The organism is Streptomyces sp. NPDC052496 (genome assembly GCF_040679095.1).
Taxonomy (GTDB): Bacteria; Actinomycetota; Actinomycetes; order Streptomycetales; family Streptomycetaceae; genus Streptomyces.
The window spans coordinates 52701-71507 of record NZ_JBFAUH010000026.1 but is presented as its reverse complement, the minus strand read 5'-3'; the positions used below and the strand labels follow the sequence as shown (position 1 = coordinate 71507).

Genomic DNA, 18807 nt, shown 5'->3' with positions numbered 1-18807 from the left:
GAAAATCAGGAAGTCAGCACCGCCTTCATCACCGACCCGTCACCGACCGCCGTCAGCGCCTCGGCGTGCTGCTCCAGCGGGAACGGCGTGACCAGGCTCGCCAGGTCGAACCGGCTGGTGAGGGCCGGCAGCAGCCGTACGTACTCGACCAGGTGGGCGCCGGTGAAGGCCCAGGAGCCGACGACGTCGAGCTGCCGGTGGACGATCTGGTGCGGATTGATCAGCGTGTCCCCGGCATCCGTGTACTGGCCGATGATGAGGTAGCTGCCACCCCGGCGGGCCAGGGTGAGGCCCTGCCCGACGGCGGCCGGCACTCCGGCGCACTCGATCACCAGGTCGGCGCCGTCCCCGCCGGCGGCGGCCCGGGCCTCGCGCAGGATCTCAGCCGTGTCGGCGGTGTCGGCGATGTTCAGGTGGACATCGCCGATGCCGGCCGCGGCGGCCCGGTCCAGCCGGCCGGCCGGACCGCCGATGACGACGACCTTGGCGGCCCCGGCCAGCTGCGCGAACGCGGCCGCCGCCAGCCCGACCGGCCCGCTGCCCTGCACCACCACGGTCTCGCCCAGCCGCACCGGCCGCCTCTCGTACAGCGCGTGCGCCACGGTGGGCCCGGCGCAGGCCAGCGACATGGCGGCGAGCGGGTCGGTACCGTCGGGCACCTTGACCACGGTGGTGCCGGGCTGCAGCACGATGTGGTCGGCCCAGGCCCCGGAGAGTTCCGGGCCGTCGGTCAGGGCACGGTTGACGCCGTACGTGCGGCGCCGCTCGCACAGGGTCGGTTCGCGGTGCAGCCGGCAGGGCGGGCAGACGCCGCAGGCGATGGAGGAGGCCCACATCACCGTGTCGCCGGCCGCGAGCGGCGCCCCGGTGGCGTCCTGGTGGGTGCCGGCGCCCAGCTCCCGTACGACCCCCAGCCCTTCGTGGCCGAGTACGAGCGGGAGCGGGATGTCCAAGTGGCCCTGCTGCAGATGCAGATCGGTGCCGCAGACACCGCCGTACCCGCAGGCGACGATCATGCCGCCGTCGGGGGCCGCGGGCAGCGGGAACTCCCGCAGCCGCAGCGGCTGGGCGAACTCCTCCAGGACGACGGCGCGTCCGGTGCGCTGTGTCATGCCATCACCGTGCCCAGGGCCTGGGAGAACGGGGCCGCCAGCGGGCGCAGCGGCTCGGTGTCGCGGCACACGACGTAGTCCGGGCGGGGCCGGCCCGTGGGCCGCGGCAGGTTGGCGGTGTCGTTGTACGTGGCGATCAGCAGCCGGCGGGCGAAGGGCGACATGTTGGGGGACGAGCCGTGCACGATCTCCGGGGAGAACAGGACGACGGACCCGGCGGGGCCCTTGGGGCTGGTCATACCGTGCCGGTCGACGTGTTCGGCGAGCTGCTGCGGCGACAGGGAGATGTCGTCCGGGTCGAGGTGCTGCTCGGACTTGGCGGCGGCCGAGCGGCCCTCGTGGACCAGGCCGTTGCGGTGCGAGCCGGGCAGGAAGATGACCGGACCGTTGAACTCGGTGACGTCGTCGAGGAAGACACCGATGTTGACCTGGCGCGGGGCGGGCAGGTTGTCGGCGAGCCGCCAGGCGAGGAAGTCCTGGTGCCAGGCCCACTTCTCGCCGCCGAACGCCGGCTTGGCGTTGATCTTGAACTGGTAGATGTAGACGTCCTCGGTGAGCAGCTGCCGGACCGGCTCCAGGATGCGCGGGTCACGGATCAGACCGGCGTACTCGGGCTGCCGCTGGTGCGAGGAGTAGACCGCGCGCACCTCGGTGCCGCCGTCCTCGGTCACCACCTGCGGGCCGGGTACCTTCACGTCGCGCTCCAGCGCCGCGCGAAGCGTCTCCACCTCCTGGGGGTCGAGGAGGGATTCGAGCAGGAGGAAGCCCTGCTCGTGATACTGGTCGGCCTGTTGCTGGGTCAGTCGCATGTGCTTCTTCTCCTGAGAGGTGAGGAAATCCGTCGGGGCGGGCCGGGGCGCGAGGAGACCGGTGGTGGGGGATCACCCCATGAAGTGCCCGCCGTCGACGATGAGTTGCTGTCCGGTGACATAGCCGCTGCGCGCGGTGACCAGGAATTCGAGGGCGTCGGCCATGTCCTCGGCCGAGCCGAGCCGGCCGCCGGGGATGGTGTCCAGGATGGCGGCCAGCCGCTCCGGGTCGTCGAGGCGGTAGCGCTCGGTGACCTCTTCGGTGTCGGTGAATCCGGGGAGCAGGGCGTTCACCCGGATGCGCGGGGCGAGTTCGAGGGCCAGGCACTTGGTGAGCTGGAGCAGGCCCGCCTTGCTCGCGCAGTAGTTGGCGCCGTTCGCACGGGGCCGGATCGCCGTGGTGGAGGCGACGTTGACGATGCTGCCGCCCCCGGCCTCCGCCATCGCGGGCGCCAGGGCCCGCGTGAGGTGGAAGGGGCCGGAGAGGTTGGTGGCCAGCACCGTGTCCCAGTCCTCGGCGGCCATCGACAGGAACGGCCGGTCGCGGTTCACCCCGGCGTTGTTGACCAGGACGGACGGGGCGCCGTACGCGTCGGTGATCCCGTCACAGACCGACCGGATCTCCTCGGGCCGGGTGAGATCGCAGCGCAGCGTCTCGATCCGGCCGTCGCCGGCCTTCGTGGTCTCCCGCGCGGCGAGGTCGTCGCCCCGGTAGAGGGCGATCACCTGATGGCCGAGGGCGGCGAGCCGCAGGCTCAGCGCCCTTCCGATGCCGCGGGTGCCGCCGCTCACCACGGAGATCGTCATGACAACTCCCTGAGATGTGCTGGGCGGACGGTCAGTTGGCGACGAGGTCGCCGCGCTTGAGCCCCGAGCCCTCGGGGACCTCGGCCGGGTCGCCGCCCACGCCCGCGATGGTGTTGTGCTCGTCGACGAAGACGACGTTCGGGACGAAGGAGGCGGCCTCGGCGTCCGTCATGGCGGCGTAGGCGATGAGGATGACGAGGTCGCCGGGGCTGATGAGCCGGGCCGCTGCGCCGTTGATGCCGATGACGCCGGAGCCGGCCGGGCCCTCGATGACGTACGTGGACAGCCGGGCGCCGTTGTCGATGTCGACGATGTCGACCTTCTCGCCGGCCATCAGGTCGGCGGCCTTCATCAGGTCGCTGTCGACCGTCACCGAGCCGACGTAGTGCAGGTCGGCCTGGGTGACGGTGGCGCGGTGGATCTTCGACTTCATCAGGGTGCGGTACATGCGGAATCCTCACATTCGGTGGGATGAGTGGTGGTCCGGCGCGGCTCCGGGCGGGGCCGGCCGGCGCGGCGCGGCCCGGTCAGGCCGGCCAGGTGGCGTACCGGCGCATGCCGTACAGCAGCGGCGCCTCCTCGGTGGCCGGCGCGTGGGTCTGGGTGGCCAGCACCTCGCCGATCACCATCGTGTGGTCACCGGCCGGGATGAGCCGGGTGACGCGGCACTCGGCGGTGGTGTGCGCGTCCTGGGGCAGCACCGGCAGGCCGGTGGCGGGCGCGGGCTGCCAGGGGACGGAACTGAACCGTTCGGCGGCGGGCCCGGCGAACGCCTCGGCCGCGCGCCGCCCGGCGCTGTGCAGGAGGTTGACGGTGAAGGCCCCGCGGGCGGCGAGGACCGGAAGGGTGCTCCCGTTGTTGCCCGCGCACACCAGCAGCTGCGGCGGGTCCAGGGAGACCGAGCACAGGGCGGTGCAGGTGAAGCCGTACGGCGTGCCCTGCACATCGGCGGTGGTGATGACGGCGACGCCGCTGGGGTGGGAGCCCATCAGGGCCCGGAAGGCGTCGCGGGTCACCGTGGGCGCGTCCTGGACGGGCGTCACCATGCGAACGCCTGGGCGTTGTAGAGGTTGACGCCGACCGCGGCCTTGCCCAGGTACTCCAGGCACTCCATCGGCTTGGCGGGCATCACATGAGCGAACTGGGCCTCACGGATCAGCCGCTCCAAGGGGTGACTGCGGCTGACGGCGGCCGAGCCGCACAGCCGCAGCGCGTCCTGGGCGAGCTGCGGGCCGACCTCGCCGACGACGTACTTGGCGGCGTGCACCATGGCGTTGGCCTCCAGGCTGCCGCGCTGCGCGGTGACCAGGTCACCGGCCTCGTGCACCAGGGCACGGGCGGCCCGCAGCCGGGCGGACATCCGGCCCAGCTCCTGCTGCACGACGGGTGAGTCGGCGCGGGCGGGGGAGGCGGTGACATGCTCGACCGTGTGCCGGAAGATTGCCTCGGCGATACCGAGGTAGGCGCCGGTGTAGCCGGCGACCATCCAGTGCGGTTCGCGTACGACCTTGAACAGGGACATGCCCTCGACGCCGAGGTAGAGACGGGAGCGGGGCACCGCGACCTCGTCCAGCGTCATCGGGGCGGTGCTGGTGCCGTACATCGCCGACATGTGCTGCACGGTCTCGAAGCTCACGCCGGGATCGTCGGCGGCGACGACGAAGTGCGAGACCTCGCCGGTGTCCTCGTCGCCGGTCTCGGCGGCCGCCGCGACGACGTAGTAATCGGCGGCGCCCGCCAGGGAGACGAAGGACTTCTTGCCGCTCAGGATGTAGTGCGTGCCGTCCTCGGAGAGACGGTAACGGGTGCGCATGCCCCGCAGCTTGGCGCCGCGGCCGGCTTCGGAGGTGGCGGAGGCGAACAGCTTGCGGCCGTTGACGACCTCGTCCAGCATCCAGGCGCGGAACGCCTCGGCGGCCGGGGGCAGCCGGGTGCCGGCGGCATCGGCGAGCGCGCCGATGACGACGTGGTGCATGTTGAAACCGAGGGCGGCGGCGCCGTGGTACGAGCCGAGTTCGGCCAGCACCCGCCAGTAGTCACCGAAGCCCAGGCCGGCGCCGCCCGCCTCCTGGGGGACGAGCAGGGCGAGCAGGCCGGACTCGCGCAGGATGCGGTAGGCCTCGTGGCCGGTGTCGCGTCCGGCGTCGGTGCCGGCGGCGAGCGGGGCGATCCGTTCGCCCGTCTGCGCGGCGAGTTTGAGGAGGTCGTCGAGGGGGGTCAGCAACGCCATCGAAATCCTTCGGGTCGGTGGGCGGCCGGTCGGGTCACGGCCGGTCAGTTCTCGACAGGCAAGCCGAGTTGCCGTGCGACACCCACCCGCAGCAGGTCGTTCGGACCGGCGTAGGTGAGGGCCGCCATGGGGCCGGCCAGGTCGGCGGCGAGGTCGAAGCCGGGGAGGAAGGCCCGGACGCCGGACAGCGCGGTGGCGTGCTCGGTCATCCGTACGTAGTCCTCGGACACGGAGATCTTGGTCAGCGCGGCCTCGGCGGCCAGCTGCCGGGCGGGTGTACCGGCGTCGAGCCGGGCGGCCATCGCGTAGAGCTGGACGCGGGACCGGTGCAGCGCCAGTGCCATGTCGCTGACCCGGCCCGCGACCTGGTGACTCGCTCCCATCCGGCGGCCGAAGTGGTCGCGGTCCCTGGCCCAGTCGACGGTACGGGCCAGCAGGCGCTGCATCGGGCCGAGGGCGTAACCGAGGATGACGGAGCGTTCCCAGGCGGTGGTGGAAGCCATCACCGCCAGCCCCGACCCCTCTTCGCCGAGCAGCGCGCTCTCCGGCAGCCGGGCGCCCTCGAAGAGGAGTTCTCCCATCGGCACGGTGGGCAGCGCGGTCTTGGTGAACGTCTCGCCGCGGCGGATCCCCGGCAGGTCGAGCGGGAAGAGGAAGGCGGACAGCGCGAACGGCGAACGCCCCTCGGAGGTACGGGCGAAGACGATCGCCCGGTCGGCCACGGGCGCGGCGGTGATGAACGTCTTGGCGCCGTCGAGCACGAAGCCGTCCCCGTCGCGCCGGGCGCGGGTCTGCATGGAGAACGGGTCACTTCCGCCGCCGCGCTCGGTCAGCGCGTGGCACAGCAGTTCCCGGCCCTGCTGGACGTCGGCGACCGCGCGCCAGACGTCCGCGCCGAGGGCGTCCCGCAGCGGGAACTGCATGCCGAAGATCTGCGAGGCCAGCGCGTAACACAGCCCGGGGTCGATGCCGGCCAGCCCGATGCCCTCGATCATGGCGAGCGACCGGGTGACCGGGCCGGGCGCCGTGGCGTCCGGCGAGGCGAGCCGGAGCACCCCGAGGTCGGCCATGGCCTGCCACTGGGTGGTGAAGTCCGCGTCCGCGATCCGCTCGACCACCGGTGCGGCCAGGTCACGGTAGGTGTCGACGAGCTGCTCGGTCTCCGGTGCGCCGGTGCGCAGCGCCGCGGTGGCCACCGCGCTCATTTGCGGCCCTCGCCGGAGAGATCCTCGATGGCGGCCCAGAGCGCCTTCGGCGTACGGAAGTTGGCGGCGACGATCTCGGTGTCGGGCAGGGTGATACCGGCTTCCTTGTGCAGCGCCGCGACGATCTCCATGATCGCCAGCGAGTCGACCAGACCCATTTCGAGCAGCGGCGTGTCCGCGTTCAGGGAGCCGGCGTCCTCGCCGCGGCCCCAGCTGATGCGGCTGCCGATCAGGGTGCACAGTTCTTCGACGCTGTTCATACGGTGATCTCCTCAGGGAGTACGGGGCCGGCGGCGGGATCGGCGGCGGCGCTCAGCGCACGGCGGTCGACCTTGCCGCTGGTGGTGGTGGGCAGGTTGGCGAGCGAAACGATCCGGTCGGGCAGCATCCGCTTGGGCAGCACGTCGCGCAGCGCGGCCAGGACCTCGCGTTCGGTGGCGTCGGTCTGGGCGTAGGCCCAGATCTGGCCGGAGTACGGGCCGTCCTTGGCGACGACCGCGGCGGTGGCCACCTGCGGCAGCTCCAGGACGGCGTTCTCCACGTCCATCAGGTCGATACGGTGACCCCGCCTCTTGACCTGGTGGTCACGCCGGCCGCGCAGGAAGACCCGGCCGTCGGACGTGATCCGGCCGAGGTCGCCGCTGGCGTAGGCGCGGCGGGCCACACCGTCGCGGAAGGTGACGGTGACGGTGGGGTCCTCGGGCGCGCCGCCGCGCAGATAGCCCTGGAAGACGACGGGGCCCGCGATGTGGATCTCGCCCTCGCCGTCGGTGGGCCGGCCGTCCTCGTCGAGCACCTCGATGTGGACGCCGCCGATGCCGCGCCCGATGGGCAGCTCCTGGTCGGCGGTCCAGTCGGCCGGCACCCGGTAGTACGTGCAGGCGTTCGTCTCGGTGGGCCCGTACAGGTTGTAGAAGGGCACCCCGTCCAGCAGCCGCAGATAGCGCTCCAGCAGCTCGGGGGCGAACGCCTCGCCGCCGAAGGCCGCGATGCGCAGGGAGGGCGGTGGGGCGTCGGCGATACCGCCCTGTTGGAGCATGTTGTGGTAGAGGGAGGGCACCGCCATGAAGGCGGTGATGCGCTGCTCGGTCAGCCATCCGACGACATCGCGCGGGAAGGCCCGCAGCACGTCCGGCATCAGGACCGTGCAGGCTCCCGCGGCGGCGGCGCTGAACAGGTCGAAGGTGGTCAGGTCGAAGGTGAGGGCGGCCTGCGAGCCGATCCGGTCCTCCGGGGTGAGGCCGAACTCGCCGGCGGCCCACAGGGCGTAGTGCGCGACGTTCTCGTGCGAGAGCAGCACGCCCTTGGGCCAGCCGGTGCTGCCCGAGGTGAAGAGGATGTAGCCGCCGGAGTCGGTGGGCGCGGGCAGCGGCTCGGGCCGCTCCTCGGGAGCCAGGATCCGCAGCCGGTGCAGGCCGTGCTCCAAGGGGGCTTCGCCGGCCGGCGCACCGGAGCGGGCGCGGGTGGCGGCGCGCTGGGCCCCGGGCAGGGCGCGGTCGGTGGTCAGCAGCAGGGACAGCCCCGCGTTACGGATCATGCGGGCCGTACGTTCCGGTGGGTCGGCCACGTCCAGAGGCGCGGCCACCGCGCCGGCCCGCAGCGCCGCGTACAGGGCGATGACGGTGGCGGGGGCCTTGGGGGCGTAGACACCGACCCGGTCGCCCGGCGCGACACCGTCGGCGGTCAGCCTGGCCGCCAACGCGTCGACGGCGCTGTCGAGTTGCGCGTACGTCCAGCTCTCGCCGGCCCCTTCCAGGGCGGTGCGGCCGGGGTGGACCCGGGCGGAGCGGGCCAGCAGGGCGTCCAGGCGTACGGGTGTCCGGGCGGTCATCGGGCGGCCTCCACGGACCGGCTCTCCTCGGTGTGCTCGGCGAGGAAGCCGCAGACGGTCTCGGTGACGAGTTCCGGGCAGACCAGGTGCGGGTAGTGGTCGCAGCCTTCGGGCACCAGACGCCGGAACGGGCCGCTGACCGCGCGCTCGACGGCGTCGACCTGGCCCATCGAGCCGTACTCGTCCGCGTCGCCCTGGATCATCAGCACCGGCGCGGTGACGTCGAGGTCGTTCTCGATGGACCAGCTGCGGAAGGCAGGGGAGAGCCAGACCCCGCTCCAGCGGTCGAAGACGCCCCGGGGGTCGTCGTGCACCATGGCCATCTTCTTGGCGAGCGGACCGGCCTCGTAGGAGGCGCGGGCGTTCTCGATGCCGACGCGGTTCTCGTCCTCGAAGTACATGTGCGGGCCCATCCCGACGACCGCTTCGACGGGGTGCGCCGAGGCGTACAGCAGGGCCATGGAGGCGCCGTCGCTGTGGCCGACCAGGACGGGGCGGTGCATGCCGAGCGCGTCCAGCAGTTCGGGCAGTACCTGCTGGGCGTGCTCGTGCATGTAGCGGGGGGTGCGGGGCTCCGGGTCGGGGCCGCTGCCGCCGTTGCCGTGGCGGGAGTACACCAGCGCGCGGCGCCCGGTCGCGGCGGCCAGCCGGGCGGGGAAGCGTCCCCAGGCGGCGAGGCAGCCGAGCCCGCCGTGCAGGAAGACCAGGGGCGCCAGGCCGGGGTCACCGTCGATGACGACATGTTCAAGAGGACCGTTGCGCAGCTCGATTACCGGCACAGCAAAACCCTTCTCGGTGGTACGACAGAAAACGGGCATTCCGGAGAGTCCGGTCGGCATTGACCCGCGACGACCTGCTGTGACGCGGGCGGAACGCAGGACGGGCCGGAAAGACGGCAACAGAAGTTGAGAAAGCAACTATGAGCGGGTGGCAGTTACCGGCGGGTTGGTGTTGCGGTGCCCGTGCGCGACGACGCTTCGCACCGCATCACAACGAATCGCCCATACTCCGTACCGCACCCTGAATCAGCAATGAGTGGCGGCCGGCAACTGATTTACGAAGCCTTGTCGGCGGCTGCAAAGAAAGGGCCTCTGGGCGCGGACGCCCGGCGAGTGGTCCGCTCGGACGCGGAACTCTTTGCTTCTTCTTTGAGCAACTTTTGCGCTACGCCGATTGACGGCGCACACCAGTGTTCCCGCACGTTAACCCCCGTTAAGTACATGGCTGCCCGCCGACGCTGCCTGGCCTGCGCCCGGGCTTCCCGGGGCGTGCCGTCCGCTCGGCGACACCAAGAAGACTAGGCACTTTGCCGAGGCTGGAGAAATGCCATTGCTGCATCACTTATACACTCGACGAATGAGCATCGACCTGCGTCATTTGCGGTGTTTTCTGGCCGTAGCCGAAGAAAGAGGGTTTACGGCCGCCAGTCATCGTCTGCATCTCTCTCAGCCGACCCTGACCCGCAACATCAGGGCCCTTGAGGAGTCCCTGGGGGTGCGGCTTTTCGAACGCAGCACACGCAGAACGGAGCTGACCGACAAAGGGAGGACGTTGCAGGAGGCTGTCGCCCCGCTGCTGCGCCGGCTCGACTCGGTGCTGCAGGAATTACAGAATGGGGAGAAACTGCGCATCGGGTTCAACTGGGGTCTACCCGAGGGTTTCTCGCGACTCGCCACCCGGTTCACGGAGGAGACCGGGGTCGAAGTCGCCTTCGTCCGCTGTGACACCCCCCATGCCGGACTCGACACCGGCCAGACGCATCTGGGCCTGCTGCGCAGTACGCCGCTGCCGAAGGGGCTGCGCAGCGTCCTCCTCTACGAGGAGCCCCGTATCGCGGCCGTGCCCGCGAGCTGGCAGCTGGCCGAACGCACCGCACTCGACTGGGCGGAGCTCGCCGACCTGCCGCTGATCATCAACACCGTCAGCGGCACCACCTTCCCCGACATGTGGCCCGCCGGCCGCCGGCCGGTGGTCGGCGCCGAGTGCCGCAACTTCGACGAGTGGCTGGAGCAGGTGGCCGTCGGCCTCGGCGTCGGCACGGCACCGGTCTCCGCCGCCCGCCGCTACACCCACCCCTCCGTCCGCCTCGTCCCCCTGACCGGCGCACCCACCGTCCCCGCCTACCTGGCCCACCCCTCGCACGGCGCCCACCCGCAAGCCGCGCGCTTCGCCGACCAGGCCTGGCGGGCGGCCGACGAACTGCAGATGTGAGGGCGAAGCCGGCTGACGGGTGCGCTCTCGTCACGGGACAGCACGCGTCAGCCGGCCTCGGCACGGGCGTCCCGGGCCGAGGGCAGCGACAGCGCGCGGGCGCCGACGGCCCGGGTGGATACTTCCGTACGCACGGGGGAGGAAGCGGCAGCGTGCGCATCGTCGAAGGGGGACCGCATGGTGACGCTGGTGCTGTTGCTCGTGGCCGGCGCGGCGGTGGCCGTGGCCGTCGCGGGCCTGGTGCGTGCCGGGCGTCGGGAGGCACGCGCTGAGCGGGCGCGGCAGCAGGAAGAAGAACGCCGCGCGGCGCGGCGGTCGCTGGCCGCGGTGTGGAAGATGAGCGGCCGGCAGTTCGAGGAGTACGTGGCCGGGCTGTGCCGCCGCGACGGCTGCACCCAGGTGCGGCGGGTCGGCGGCTCCGGCGACCTCGGCGCGGACGTCACCGGCCTCCTGCCCGACGGCAGAAAACTGGTCGTCCAGTGCAAGCGGTACGCCAAGCACCGCTCGGTCGGCAGCCGCGACCTGCAGACCTTCAACGGCACCGCCCGCGACGAACACGGCGCCGACGTCCCCGTCTTCGTCACCTCGTGCGTCTTCACGCAACAGGCACGCGCCTTCGCCGCCAGACACCACCTGGTACTCATCGACGTCAACCTGCTCGGGTTCTGGAACGGCGGAACCCCGCTGACAGCCTTCTTGGACCTCGACATCGGCCGGTCCGGCAACCACCGCAAGATCGACCCGGACGACTGAGGCGCCCCCGGATCACCGCTGGGGGGTCTGGTGCGCACGCGGCGGGCCGAGGACACTGTCCGTAACCACTTCCAGCGGGAAGAGAGCAGCCATGCAACACCGCCAGGAGGGCGACGGCCAGGTCGGCGGCCTGTACTCCAGCCCCGGCGATCCGGGCAACCCCGCGCCGCAAGGCGACGACGAAGACCGCGATGACGACGCAGACCAGTCCTGAGACCCCTCCTCGCCCCCCTCGCCGGCCGGACGCGGCCGAACTGCGCAGGCAGTGCGCGGCGACGATCGACACCTACGGGCCGGGCTACTTCCAGGACCGCCCCTGGCTGCGGCAGGCCTTCCTCGACACCCCGCGCGAGCACTTCGTCCCCGACCGCTACTGGACCACCACCCGGCAGGACGGCCGCTTCACCGTGCTGGACCGCGCCGAGCGGCCCCACGCGTGGCTCAAGCGCGTCTACCGGCCGCTGTCCCCGCTCATCACCCAGATCGCCTTCGGCGAGATCCGGCCGGAGGACGGACCGAGCGACTGCGGCGACTTCACCAGCTCCCTCTCGTGTCCCGCCGCCGTCATCAGCATGCTGCACCACCTCGACCCGCGCCCCGGCGGACGGATCCTGGAGATCGGGACGGGCAGCGGCTACAACACCGCCCTGCTCGCCCACCGCGTCGGCGCCGCCGGCCTCTGCACCGTCGAGATCGACGCGGCCCTCGCCGAACAGGCCGAGAGCAAACTGGCCCACCTCGGCATCACACCGACCGTCGTCACCGGCGACGGCGAACAGGGCTACGCGCCGGCGGCGCCCTTCGACGGCATCCTGTCCACCGCCGCCGTCCGCGAGATCCCCCAGGCCTGGCTGCGCCAGGTCCGCCCGGGCGGCGTGATCGTCACCCCGGTCGACACCCCGTTCCACTGCGACGGCCTGTGCCGGCTGGTGTGCGACGGCCGCGGCAACGCCACCGGCCGGATGGTGGGCGGCCTGGACTTCATGAAAGTGCGTGGCCAGCGCGAGCGGCGGCCCTACAGTGAACTGGGCTGGCCCCTGTGGAGCGACTACCAGGTCACCGCCGGCCCCGAAGGACAACGTATCCGCACACCCTGACCGGCAAGTCCCCTGCGGCGTCAGACGCCTGCGTACGGTCCCGGACCTGCGCAGCGCGCCGCGGACCCGGCCGGGGCGGGCACCGAGCACTGTGAACAGGCGAGGCGGGGGCCACATGCCTACGGGGGAACGGACGTCGGCTCGGCTCGTCACGTCGGCCGCGGTCGTCGCGGCTTACGTCGCGCTGCACCTGGCGGTCACCGCGGCCATGGACCGGCAGGCCTACGACCGCTTCCGAGACGCCCCCGCACAGGCGGCCGCGTTCACCGCCGCAGTGGAGTACTACGCCGCCGGGGACGCATCGGCACGCGCCCAAATCCGCCGGAGCGCCGCGTGGTTCGACCAGAACGTCCCTGCGGGGGAGAGCCGGTTGCTGGTCTCCGCTTCCGCTCGCGATGCGCTGGAGGGCCGGTTCCCGCCTGCCCGTGAGCGTGTCGCCGGGCTGGCTGCCGACGTCGAGAGGGAACGGGCGGGGCTGAGCCGGGAGCGGGGCTCGTCGGACGCGGCCGCGCTGTACGGGGCGGCGGCGGCCGTGGTGCTGTGCGTGCCGGCGCTGTGGCTGCGGCGTCGCCGCCGGGCGGGCGCCGCAGCGATCATCGAGGTGGTCGGCCGGTTCGCGCCGCGCCGGCCGTGGTGGCGGCGGCCGGTGTTCCTCGCGGCCGACGGCCTCGGGTACGGGCTGTTCGCGGGTGGCTTCCTCGTCGCCGGTGCGGCGCAGCGCAAGGGCACCGCATTGTCGCCGCCGGCGTTCGTACTGCTGCTCATCGGCGGCCTGGCCGCGCTGGGAGCCGGGGTCGTCATCCTGCGCTGGGCCCGGCCGCGCTCGGCCCGCGGCGCGGTCCAGGCGCTGCTGGCCGACGGCCGTGAACCCGTGCTCTACCTGCGCAGTTTCGCCGACGACGACGCCGCGGCCCAGGTCGACGACGCGGGCTCGTACATCAGCTTGCACTCGCGGGAGGAACAGCTCGCCGGGGCCCTGGGTGCCGTCGGCCCGGTGATCACGGTGGGCAGGCCCGGGGAACCGCTGCCGCGACTCGGAGCGGCGCGCTTCTACCTGCCGCTCGACGACTGGCAGCCCACGGTGCTGCGGCTGATGGAACTGTCGCAGCTGATCGTGCTGCGCCTGGGCCCGGGCGAGGGACTGTGGTGGGAGCTCGGGCAGGCCCGCGCCACCCAGCCCGCGCACAAGCTCGTCCTGCTGGCACCGTGCGGACCGCGCGAGGCGGCCGAACGGCTCGACGAACACCTGCCGGTCCCGTCCCGGCTGGACGAAGTGGTCGGAAGCGACGTCTGGACCTCCGCCGTCATCACCTTCGCTCCCGACTGGACGCCGCATGTGCACCCGGTGGGGCCGGCGCCCCGTGCCACGTCCCGGCGGAACGCGCTCGTGCGCCGCGCGGTGTCGTTCTGGAGGGCCGTCGTGGCAGCGACGACCGAGTTCACCCCCGCGCACTACCTGGCCCGCGCTCTGAAGGCCGCCATGGCGGCCGTAGGAGTGCGGCGACGGACGATGACTGTCCGGACCGTCCTCGCGACGCAGAAGTCGCTGTGGAAGGGGATGGCTCTGGTCACGGCCCTGGGCCTGCTGGCCTGGCCGGCGGTCCGGACGCTCCAGCTGTTCGGCATCCGATAGGCGGCTGTCCGGCCTCCGACAGCGCCACTGCGTGACGGCAGTCGCGCATGATGTCCCGGGAAACTGGGGAAACAACGGGGCAGCGCTTCACGCCACCCTGCCCCTCGCACACGGCGCACAGGCGACACGAAGCGGCCCAACGATCTTCGGGGGAAGACGATGGACGGTTCCCAGCAGGGCATCCCGGAGCGGAGCGCGCCGCAGGGTGTGTCTCAGCAGGGCACGCCGGCAGCCGTGAACCCGGCCGGCGCGGGGCAGTTCAAGGCCCTGTCCGGTGCGGCCACAGCCGCGACGGTACTGATCTCGCTGGCTGTGGTGCGCGACGCGGTGGTCACGGCGGGCAACTGGCGTCTGTACCTCGTCGTCCACGACTACCTGGCCGGTCGGGTGACGGCCGCGGAAGTCGAGGCCACCGACACCGACACCCTCGCGACCCTGGCCTCCTGGCCGTCGTTCCTGATCTGGCTCGCGGCCGGTGTGGTGTTCATCGTCTGGCTGCGACGGGCCCGGCTCAACGCCGAGCTGACCAGCGGCGCCGCCGCGCACCGCCGGTCCCGGAGCTGGGTGGTGGGCGGCTGGGTCGCCCCGGTGGCCAACCTGTGGGTGCCGTACCAGGTCGTGTCGGACATCTGGCGGGCCGGCGCTCCCCGGCGCTCCGCCCCTGTCACCCTGGTCACCGCCTGGTGGGTACTGTTCGCAGCCGCGACCTTCATCGTGAAACCGATCCAATGGCGCATGGCCGCGCAGTTCGCCGACGAGCAGGACGTGCTGACCAACGCGTACCTGTCCACCCTGCTCACGGGGCTCTACCTGGCTGCCGGCCTGCTGGTCGTCCTCATCATCAGGCGCATCACCGCGTGGCAGACCCAGGGGCATGTCCGGAACACGGGGTGAGAAAAGGGCTCGTCGAGTAGCGGCAGGGGCCTGGGCCTGGGGGTTGGGGCCTGAGGGCCGAGGATCCCTCGAAGTACCCTGTCGCCGTACGACGATCGAGCGGAGCCCGCTCGGCCGAGCCGGCGTCCCGGCGAAGCAGTTCAGCTGAACTCGGAAGCAGCTCACCTGAACTCGGCTGCCGCAACCGGCTTACGCGACCTTGGGAGCACAGCGCATGCCGATGTAGACGCAGCCGGTGCCGTCGGGCAGCGTGGCGAAGACCACGGGCATGTAGTCCTCACTGAACGCCGCGCCCACTCCCGTACCGGCGAAGACCGTCGGTGTCACCGGCAGCAGATCGATCTGGAGGGGTTGCGAGAAGTCCTTCATGCCGTCGACGAATTCGTACAGCAGGTGGCCCGCGCCGTTCCGCTCGGTCACGGTGATGAGGACGCCCTCGCGTCGGTAGGTGCCGGTCAGCGGGGCGAAGTCGACCGCGGGCGGCTGGGCCGGCGGGGCGAAGGGCCGGGGCATGGTCACGCCGGCGAGTTCGGCGAGCAGTTCGCGGTAGAGGGCGGCGTACACCTCCCGCGCCCCGCCGCCGTTGGTCAGCAGCGCGACCGCGACGCCTGCCGACGGCACCACGCGCAGGTAGCCGTACTGCCCGATGGACGCGCCGTCATGGCCGTAGCCCGCCACGCCGTTCCAGTCGTACAGCGTCCAGCCCAGGCCCCAACCGTCCGAACTGACCGACCACTTGTCGGGGCAGTCCGCCACCCGGCGCTGCATCAGCGCGACGGCCTCCTGGTCGAGCACGCGCGTACCGTCCTCGGCCACGCCGCCGGCCAGGTGCATCCGCGCCAGCCGGGCGAGGTCTCCGGCGCTGGCGATGACCCGGCCGTAGGGGCCCGCCGAGCGCGGCATCAGGTCCCACTGCGGTGCCACCTCCGGCATCCGGCCCGGCTCGCCCAGGTGTCCCATCGCCGCGCGGAACCGTAGCGCCTGCTCAGGCAGGGTCACGGTGTGCGTGAGGCCGAGCGGGGTCAGGAGCAGGTCGTCGAGCGCCTGGTCCCAGACCTTGCCGGTCACCACCTCGATGATCCGGCCGAGCACGTTGTAGCCGACGCTGCTGTAGGAGATCGCGGTGCCGGGCGGGCAGTCGAGCGCCACGCCCCTCGCGGCTTCGACGTACTTCGCCAGGCAGTCGTCACCGCGTCCGCTGTCATAGGTGAAGTCGCAGGTCAGACCGCCGGTGTGGCTGAGCAGCCGACGGACGGTGATCGCTCCGGACGCCTCGGGGTCGGCGACCGAGAAGTCCGGCAGTACGTCCGTGACCGGCGCGTCGAGGTCCAGCTCGCCCGATGCGGCGAGCTGCATGATCAGGGTGGCGGTGTAGATCTTGGCTATCGAGCCCATCTGGAAGACCGAGTCGGTCGTCACCTCCACCCCCGTTCCCCGGTGCAGCACCCCGCTGGCCAGCTCGTGAACGGTTCCGTCGACGAGGAGTGCGAGGGAGGCGCCCGGGACGTGGTGCTGCACGCGCAGGGCGTCCAGTCGGGCCTGCCAGTGGGCGAGGTCCAGCTTCCGTCCTGCGGAATCCCGGGCTCCCCATGCCCCCGTGGCGCCCCAGTTGCCCTGCTCGTCCCAGCTCACGTTCTTCGGCATGCCCGTCCCCTTCGCTGCGTACGACGTTGACGCGTACGGTGTTCTCTCGATGCGAACACCGTACGCACAGCGGAACGCCGTACGCAAGACGCGTACGGTGTCCGCTACGCTGAGCGAGCCAGCCGCACGACGAACAGGGATGAGAGAGCCGCATGCCAGCCCCCGAAAAGCCGGCCACATCGGTATGGACCCGGCCGCGCCGCCCACAGCGCGAGCAGCTGACCCGCGACCAGATCGTGACCGCAGCCGTCGAACTGCTGGACCAGGAGGGCACCGAAGCCCTCAGCATGCGCAAGCTCGGCAGCCGCCTGAACACCGCGGCCACATCCCTCTACCGGCACGTGGCCAACCGCGACGAACTCATCCAGCTGGTCGTGGACGACGTCTACGGCGAGCTGGAACCACCGGCCACCGCCGAACGGTCCCAGTGGCGCGCGGCCGTCACCCGCATCGCCGCCGACCTGCGCGCGATGACGCTGCGGCACCCTTGGATCGCCCCCGAGCTGGGCCAGGTCGGCCTCGTCCACATCGGCCCGAACGCCATGCGGATGTCCTCGCGGCTCCTCGCGCAGTTCGAGGCGGCGGGCTTCGCCGCGGACGAGATGGACCAGGCCATGGGAACGCTCATGGCGTACGTCATCGGAACCGCCACCTCCGAGGCCGCCTACCTCTCCATGATCGCCCGCAGCGGCAAGACCGAACAGGAATGGGTGGCCGACCTGCGCCCCGCCTTCGACGAGGCCTCCCAGCAACACCCGCGTCTGCGGGCGGGGGCCTCCGCCCAGCAAGACACACACCCGCAACAGATCCGCGACGACGCCTTCTCCTACGGCCTCGCCCGCGTCCTCGACGGCCTCACAGCCCGCCTCAACCCCTGAACCACCGCACCAACCACCGAGACCTCCAGCCTCGGTCCGCACCGAGACCTCCAGCCACAATCCGCACCGAGACCTCCAAGTCGAGGTCACCTCCGCTCGCGCGGAAAGCGCCCTCGCGACGAGTCCCACGGAACAGCCGAGCCCTCACACCCCTTTGGGCGCGTGTCGGCAAGCTCTAGGAGCGGATGGCGGTCGCGCAGTCGGCGCTCCGGGCCGCCGTGCCGTTGTCCGTATCGATCGGTTTGCTGCGGTCGTACGGATCGACCCGGTGGGCCCGGTCGGTGGGCTGCTTGCCGGCCGCGCCGAAGGGCGGCACGAAGTAGCCGGTCGGGGCGGAGCAGCCGCCGTTGGTCATGTCGAGCGCGTACGAGACGAGGGACATCGTGCCCGGTTCGGTGCTGACCTTGGCCGGGTCGTCCCAGCTCATCACCACCTTGCGCCGCACGATCGTACGGACGACCTCGGCGTCCTGCCCGCTGTCACCCGGTGCGGTGACCGGATACACGAAGGTCACGTCGGCCGTCACCTCGACCGCCCCCCGTTTCCCTTCCTGGTACGTGAGCCGGCCGCGCGTCTTGACCACGTCACCGACCAACCGGGCCTGCTCGGGCCGAAAGCGGCTGAACAACAGCAGCGGGTCGGTCGCGGGAGCGGGCGCCGCCGCCGACAGGGCGCTGTGGAGATACTCCTGGACGTCGTTCTGATGCGGATTCAGCAGCGCGATCGCCGTCGTGGGCCGCTCGCCGCGCAGCACGCGGGGGTCGAGCCCCGCGGCCACCAGGAAGTCCCGGCTCTGCCGCAGCGCCCGCTCGACCTGGGCGGTCCCCATCCAGCCGGTCGCCCTGGCCGGCGGCACCGTGATCCCGGCCGCTCCGTCGGCCCAGCCGGCGGCCGGCGAACCCCGGAAGGGTTCGGCGAGGGTAGGGCGCAGAGCCGGTTCGGCACCGGGTGCCTCGCGCGGGCCACGGGACTCGGCGGCCGACGACGCCCCGTCCCGCCCGCCGTCGTCGCCACCGAACCAGCCGACGACCTGCTGCGGGAAGAGCCCCACGGCCAGCAGGACCACGCCCGCCACCAGCCCGGCCGCGTACCAGCCCTTTCTGCGCCGGGGCCGGGCCGGTGAGTATGTACGCCAACCCGCCGGCTGCCCGGAGGACTCCCGCAGCCGCCGCTCCACCTCACGGGCGCGCGCCGACGGTTCCACGGGAGCCCCGTCCACGCCCTTCACCGATTCCCGCAGGAACCGCTCCCACTCCTCATCGGACACGGACGCCCCATCCTGCCCCCCAGCCCCGCCCACGCCGCACTCCCGTTCACGCTCGCTCTCGCTCGATCGCCCGATGACTCGACCGTTCGACCGTCTGCTGATCAGTTGATTGTGCACCGGACCGTCAGGGGGCGCGGCAGCAGGTGGCGCTCGTACGGCCCAGAGCAGACGCCGCGGCCACGGGAGCGCCCGTTGAGGAGTGCGCCAAGGCCTACCTGGCCGTCAAGTGGGCGCATCAGATGAGCTCACGCCGGAACGCCGACTCCAGGTGTGGCAGGAGATGCCGGAGACCACGACCATCCTGCGCACCGCCTGACCCCTGGCGCTTGTCCACGCTCGGCGACACCTCCAAAAATGACAACCTCACCGTCAAGGAGGCCGCGCTGCCCCTGCACAGGCCCATGCCATCCGCCTCCGCGGCCCCCGCCCCCAGACC

19 protein-coding genes and 1 pseudogene are annotated in these 18807 nt (G+C 71.9%); 8 read left to right on the top strand and 12 right to left on the bottom strand.

The annotated features are described in order from the left end of the window. Nucleotides 1–5 precede the first annotated feature (5 nt). The 10 genes from AB0L45_RS30220 to AB0L45_RS30175 form a co-directional block, all read right to left on the bottom strand. The gene (locus tag AB0L45_RS30220) at nt 6–1112 is read right to left on the bottom strand and encodes a zinc-binding dehydrogenase (protein WP_365845501.1); all 1107 of its coding nucleotides are present in this window, start codon (nt 1110–1112) and stop codon (nt 6–8) included. Next, nucleotides 1109–1921 (bottom strand): phytanoyl-CoA dioxygenase family protein, encoded by an 813-nt coding sequence (locus AB0L45_RS30215; RefSeq protein WP_365845499.1) that lies wholly within the window; start codon nt 1919–1921, stop codon nt 1109–1111. The genes AB0L45_RS30220 and AB0L45_RS30215 overlap by 4 nt, the downstream gene beginning before the upstream one ends. Before the next feature lie 72 nt (nt 1922–1993). After that, a complete protein-coding gene (locus AB0L45_RS30210; protein ID WP_365845497.1) occupies nt 1994–2728 on the bottom strand; it encodes an SDR family oxidoreductase in 735 nt (244 codons plus the stop codon). A 31-nt stretch (nt 2729–2759) separates the two neighbouring features. Next, entirely contained in the window at nt 2760–3176 is a 417-nt protein-coding gene (gene panD / locus AB0L45_RS30205) for an aspartate 1-decarboxylase (RefSeq protein WP_365845495.1), read from the bottom strand. 79 nt (nt 3177–3255) lie between these two features. Next, complete coding sequence (locus tag AB0L45_RS30200; RefSeq protein WP_365845493.1) at nt 3256–3774, bottom strand: flavin reductase family protein; 519 nt, start codon at nt 3772–3774, stop codon at nt 3256–3258. After that, a complete protein-coding gene (locus AB0L45_RS30195) occupies nt 3768–4958 on the bottom strand; it encodes an acyl-CoA dehydrogenase family protein (RefSeq protein WP_365845491.1) in 1191 nt (396 codons plus the stop codon). The genes AB0L45_RS30200 and AB0L45_RS30195 overlap by 7 nt, the downstream gene beginning before the upstream one ends. A 44-nt stretch (nt 4959–5002) precedes the next feature. After that, on the bottom strand, nt 5003–6163 hold the full coding sequence (locus AB0L45_RS30190) for an acyl-CoA dehydrogenase (protein WP_365845489.1): 1161 nt from the start codon (nt 6161–6163) through the stop codon (nt 5003–5005). Further along, entirely contained in the window at nt 6160–6423 is a 264-nt protein-coding gene (locus tag AB0L45_RS30185) for an acyl carrier protein (RefSeq protein ID WP_365845487.1), read from the bottom strand. The genes AB0L45_RS30190 and AB0L45_RS30185 overlap by 4 nt, the downstream gene beginning before the upstream one ends. Continuing rightward, on the bottom strand, nt 6420–7994 hold the full coding sequence (locus AB0L45_RS30180; protein WP_365845485.1) for an amino acid adenylation domain-containing protein: 1575 nt from the start codon (nt 7992–7994) through the stop codon (nt 6420–6422). The genes AB0L45_RS30185 and AB0L45_RS30180 overlap by 4 nt, the downstream gene beginning before the upstream one ends. Beyond that, complete coding sequence (locus AB0L45_RS30175) at nt 7991–8773, bottom strand: alpha/beta hydrolase (RefSeq protein WP_365845483.1); 783 nt, start codon at nt 8771–8773, stop codon at nt 7991–7993. The genes AB0L45_RS30180 and AB0L45_RS30175 overlap by 4 nt, the downstream gene beginning before the upstream one ends. A 544-nt stretch (nt 8774–9317) precedes the next feature. Between AB0L45_RS30175 and AB0L45_RS30170 the strand changes: the two are divergent. The 7 genes and pseudogenes from AB0L45_RS30170 to AB0L45_RS30140 all read left to right on the top strand — a co-directional run. Continuing rightward, nucleotides 9318–9530 (top strand): annotated as a pseudogene (locus AB0L45_RS30170) (LysR family transcriptional regulator); the annotation flags it as partial. A 15-nt stretch (nt 9531–9545) separates the two neighbouring features. Continuing rightward, a complete protein-coding gene (locus AB0L45_RS30165; RefSeq protein ID WP_365845640.1) occupies nt 9546–10205 on the top strand; it encodes a LysR family substrate-binding domain-containing protein in 660 nt (219 codons plus the stop codon). A 177-nt stretch (nt 10206–10382) separates the two neighbouring features. Continuing rightward, entirely contained in the window at nt 10383–10958 is a 576-nt protein-coding gene (locus AB0L45_RS30160; RefSeq protein WP_365845481.1) for a restriction endonuclease, read from the top strand. A gap of 91 nt (nt 10959–11049) precedes the next feature. Next, complete coding sequence (locus AB0L45_RS30155) at nt 11050–11172, top strand: hypothetical protein (protein ID WP_365845479.1); 123 nt, start codon at nt 11050–11052, stop codon at nt 11170–11172. Next, nucleotides 11150–12055 carry a methyltransferase domain-containing protein gene (locus tag AB0L45_RS30150; RefSeq protein ID WP_365845477.1) on the top strand — a complete coding sequence of 302 codons (906 nt, stop codon included), beginning with the start codon at nt 11150–11152 and terminating at the stop codon, nt 12053–12055. The genes AB0L45_RS30155 and AB0L45_RS30150 overlap by 23 nt, the downstream gene beginning before the upstream one ends. A 115-nt stretch (nt 12056–12170) precedes the next feature. Further along, nucleotides 12171–13688: a transferase gene (locus AB0L45_RS30145; RefSeq protein ID WP_365845475.1), complete on the top strand. Its 1518-nt coding sequence runs from the start codon at nt 12171–12173 to the stop codon at nt 13686–13688. A gap of 159 nt (nt 13689–13847) precedes the next feature. Continuing rightward, nucleotides 13848–14582, top strand: a complete 735-nt coding sequence (locus AB0L45_RS30140) for a DUF4328 domain-containing protein (protein WP_365845473.1) — start codon at nt 13848–13850, stop codon at nt 14580–14582. A gap of 189 nt (nt 14583–14771) precedes the next feature. Here AB0L45_RS30140 and AB0L45_RS30135 read toward each other — a convergent pair whose 3' ends face one another. Continuing rightward, a complete protein-coding gene (locus AB0L45_RS30135) occupies nt 14772–16226 on the bottom strand; it encodes a serine hydrolase domain-containing protein (protein WP_365845472.1) in 1455 nt (484 codons plus the stop codon). Nucleotides 16227–16378: 152 nt separating this feature from the next. Between AB0L45_RS30135 and AB0L45_RS30130 the strand changes: the two genes are divergently transcribed. Next, the gene (locus AB0L45_RS30130; RefSeq protein ID WP_365845470.1) at nt 16379–17104 is read left to right on the top strand and encodes a TetR/AcrR family transcriptional regulator; all 726 of its coding nucleotides are present in this window, start codon (nt 16379–16381) and stop codon (nt 17102–17104) included. Between the two features lie 175 nt (nt 17105–17279). Here AB0L45_RS30130 and AB0L45_RS30125 read toward each other — a convergent pair whose 3' ends face one another. After that, on the bottom strand, nt 17280–18371 hold the full coding sequence (locus AB0L45_RS30125) for a hypothetical protein (protein ID WP_365845468.1): 1092 nt from the start codon (nt 18369–18371) through the stop codon (nt 17280–17282). Nucleotides 18372–18807 lie beyond the last annotated feature (436 nt).

Coding starts and splice junctions, on each gene's coding strand:
- AB0L45_RS30130 (WP_365845470.1), top strand. CDS start 16,379: ATGCCAGCCCCCGAAAAGCCGGCCACATCGGTATGGACCCGGCCGCGC.
- AB0L45_RS30135 (WP_365845472.1), bottom strand. CDS start 16,226: ATGCCGAAGAACGTGAGCTGGGACGAGCAGGGCAACTGGGGCGCCACG.
- AB0L45_RS30215 (WP_365845499.1), bottom strand. CDS start 1,921: ATGCGACTGACCCAGCAACAGGCCGACCAGTATCACGAGCAGGGCTTC.
- AB0L45_RS30210 (WP_365845497.1), bottom strand. CDS start 2,728: ATGACGATCTCCGTGGTGAGCGGCGGCACCCGCGGCATCGGAAGGGCG.
- AB0L45_RS30160 (WP_365845481.1), top strand. CDS start 10,383: ATGGTGACGCTGGTGCTGTTGCTCGTGGCCGGCGCGGCGGTGGCCGTG.
- AB0L45_RS30185 (WP_365845487.1), bottom strand. CDS start 6,423: ATGAACAGCGTCGAAGAACTGTGCACCCTGATCGGCAGCCGCATCAGC.
- AB0L45_RS30180 (WP_365845485.1), bottom strand. CDS start 7,994: ATGACCGCCCGGACACCCGTACGCCTGGACGCCCTGCTGGCCCGCTCC.
- AB0L45_RS30200 (WP_365845493.1), bottom strand. CDS start 3,774: ATGGTGACGCCCGTCCAGGACGCGCCCACGGTGACCCGCGACGCCTTC.
- AB0L45_RS30140 (WP_365845473.1), top strand. CDS start 13,848: ATGGACGGTTCCCAGCAGGGCATCCCGGAGCGGAGCGCGCCGCAGGGT.
- AB0L45_RS30220 (WP_365845501.1), bottom strand. CDS start 1,112: ATGACACAGCGCACCGGACGCGCCGTCGTCCTGGAGGAGTTCGCCCAG.
- AB0L45_RS30195 (WP_365845491.1), bottom strand. CDS start 4,958: ATGGCGTTGCTGACCCCCCTCGACGACCTCCTCAAACTCGCCGCGCAG.
- AB0L45_RS30150 (WP_365845477.1), top strand. CDS start 11,150: ATGACGACGCAGACCAGTCCTGAGACCCCTCCTCGCCCCCCTCGCCGG.
- panD (WP_365845495.1), bottom strand. CDS start 3,176: ATGTACCGCACCCTGATGAAGTCGAAGATCCACCGCGCCACCGTCACC.
- AB0L45_RS30155 (WP_365845479.1), top strand. CDS start 11,050: ATGCAACACCGCCAGGAGGGCGACGGCCAGGTCGGCGGCCTGTACTCC.
- AB0L45_RS30145 (WP_365845475.1), top strand. CDS start 12,171: ATGCCTACGGGGGAACGGACGTCGGCTCGGCTCGTCACGTCGGCCGCG.
- AB0L45_RS30190 (WP_365845489.1), bottom strand. CDS start 6,163: ATGAGCGCGGTGGCCACCGCGGCGCTGCGCACCGGCGCACCGGAGACC.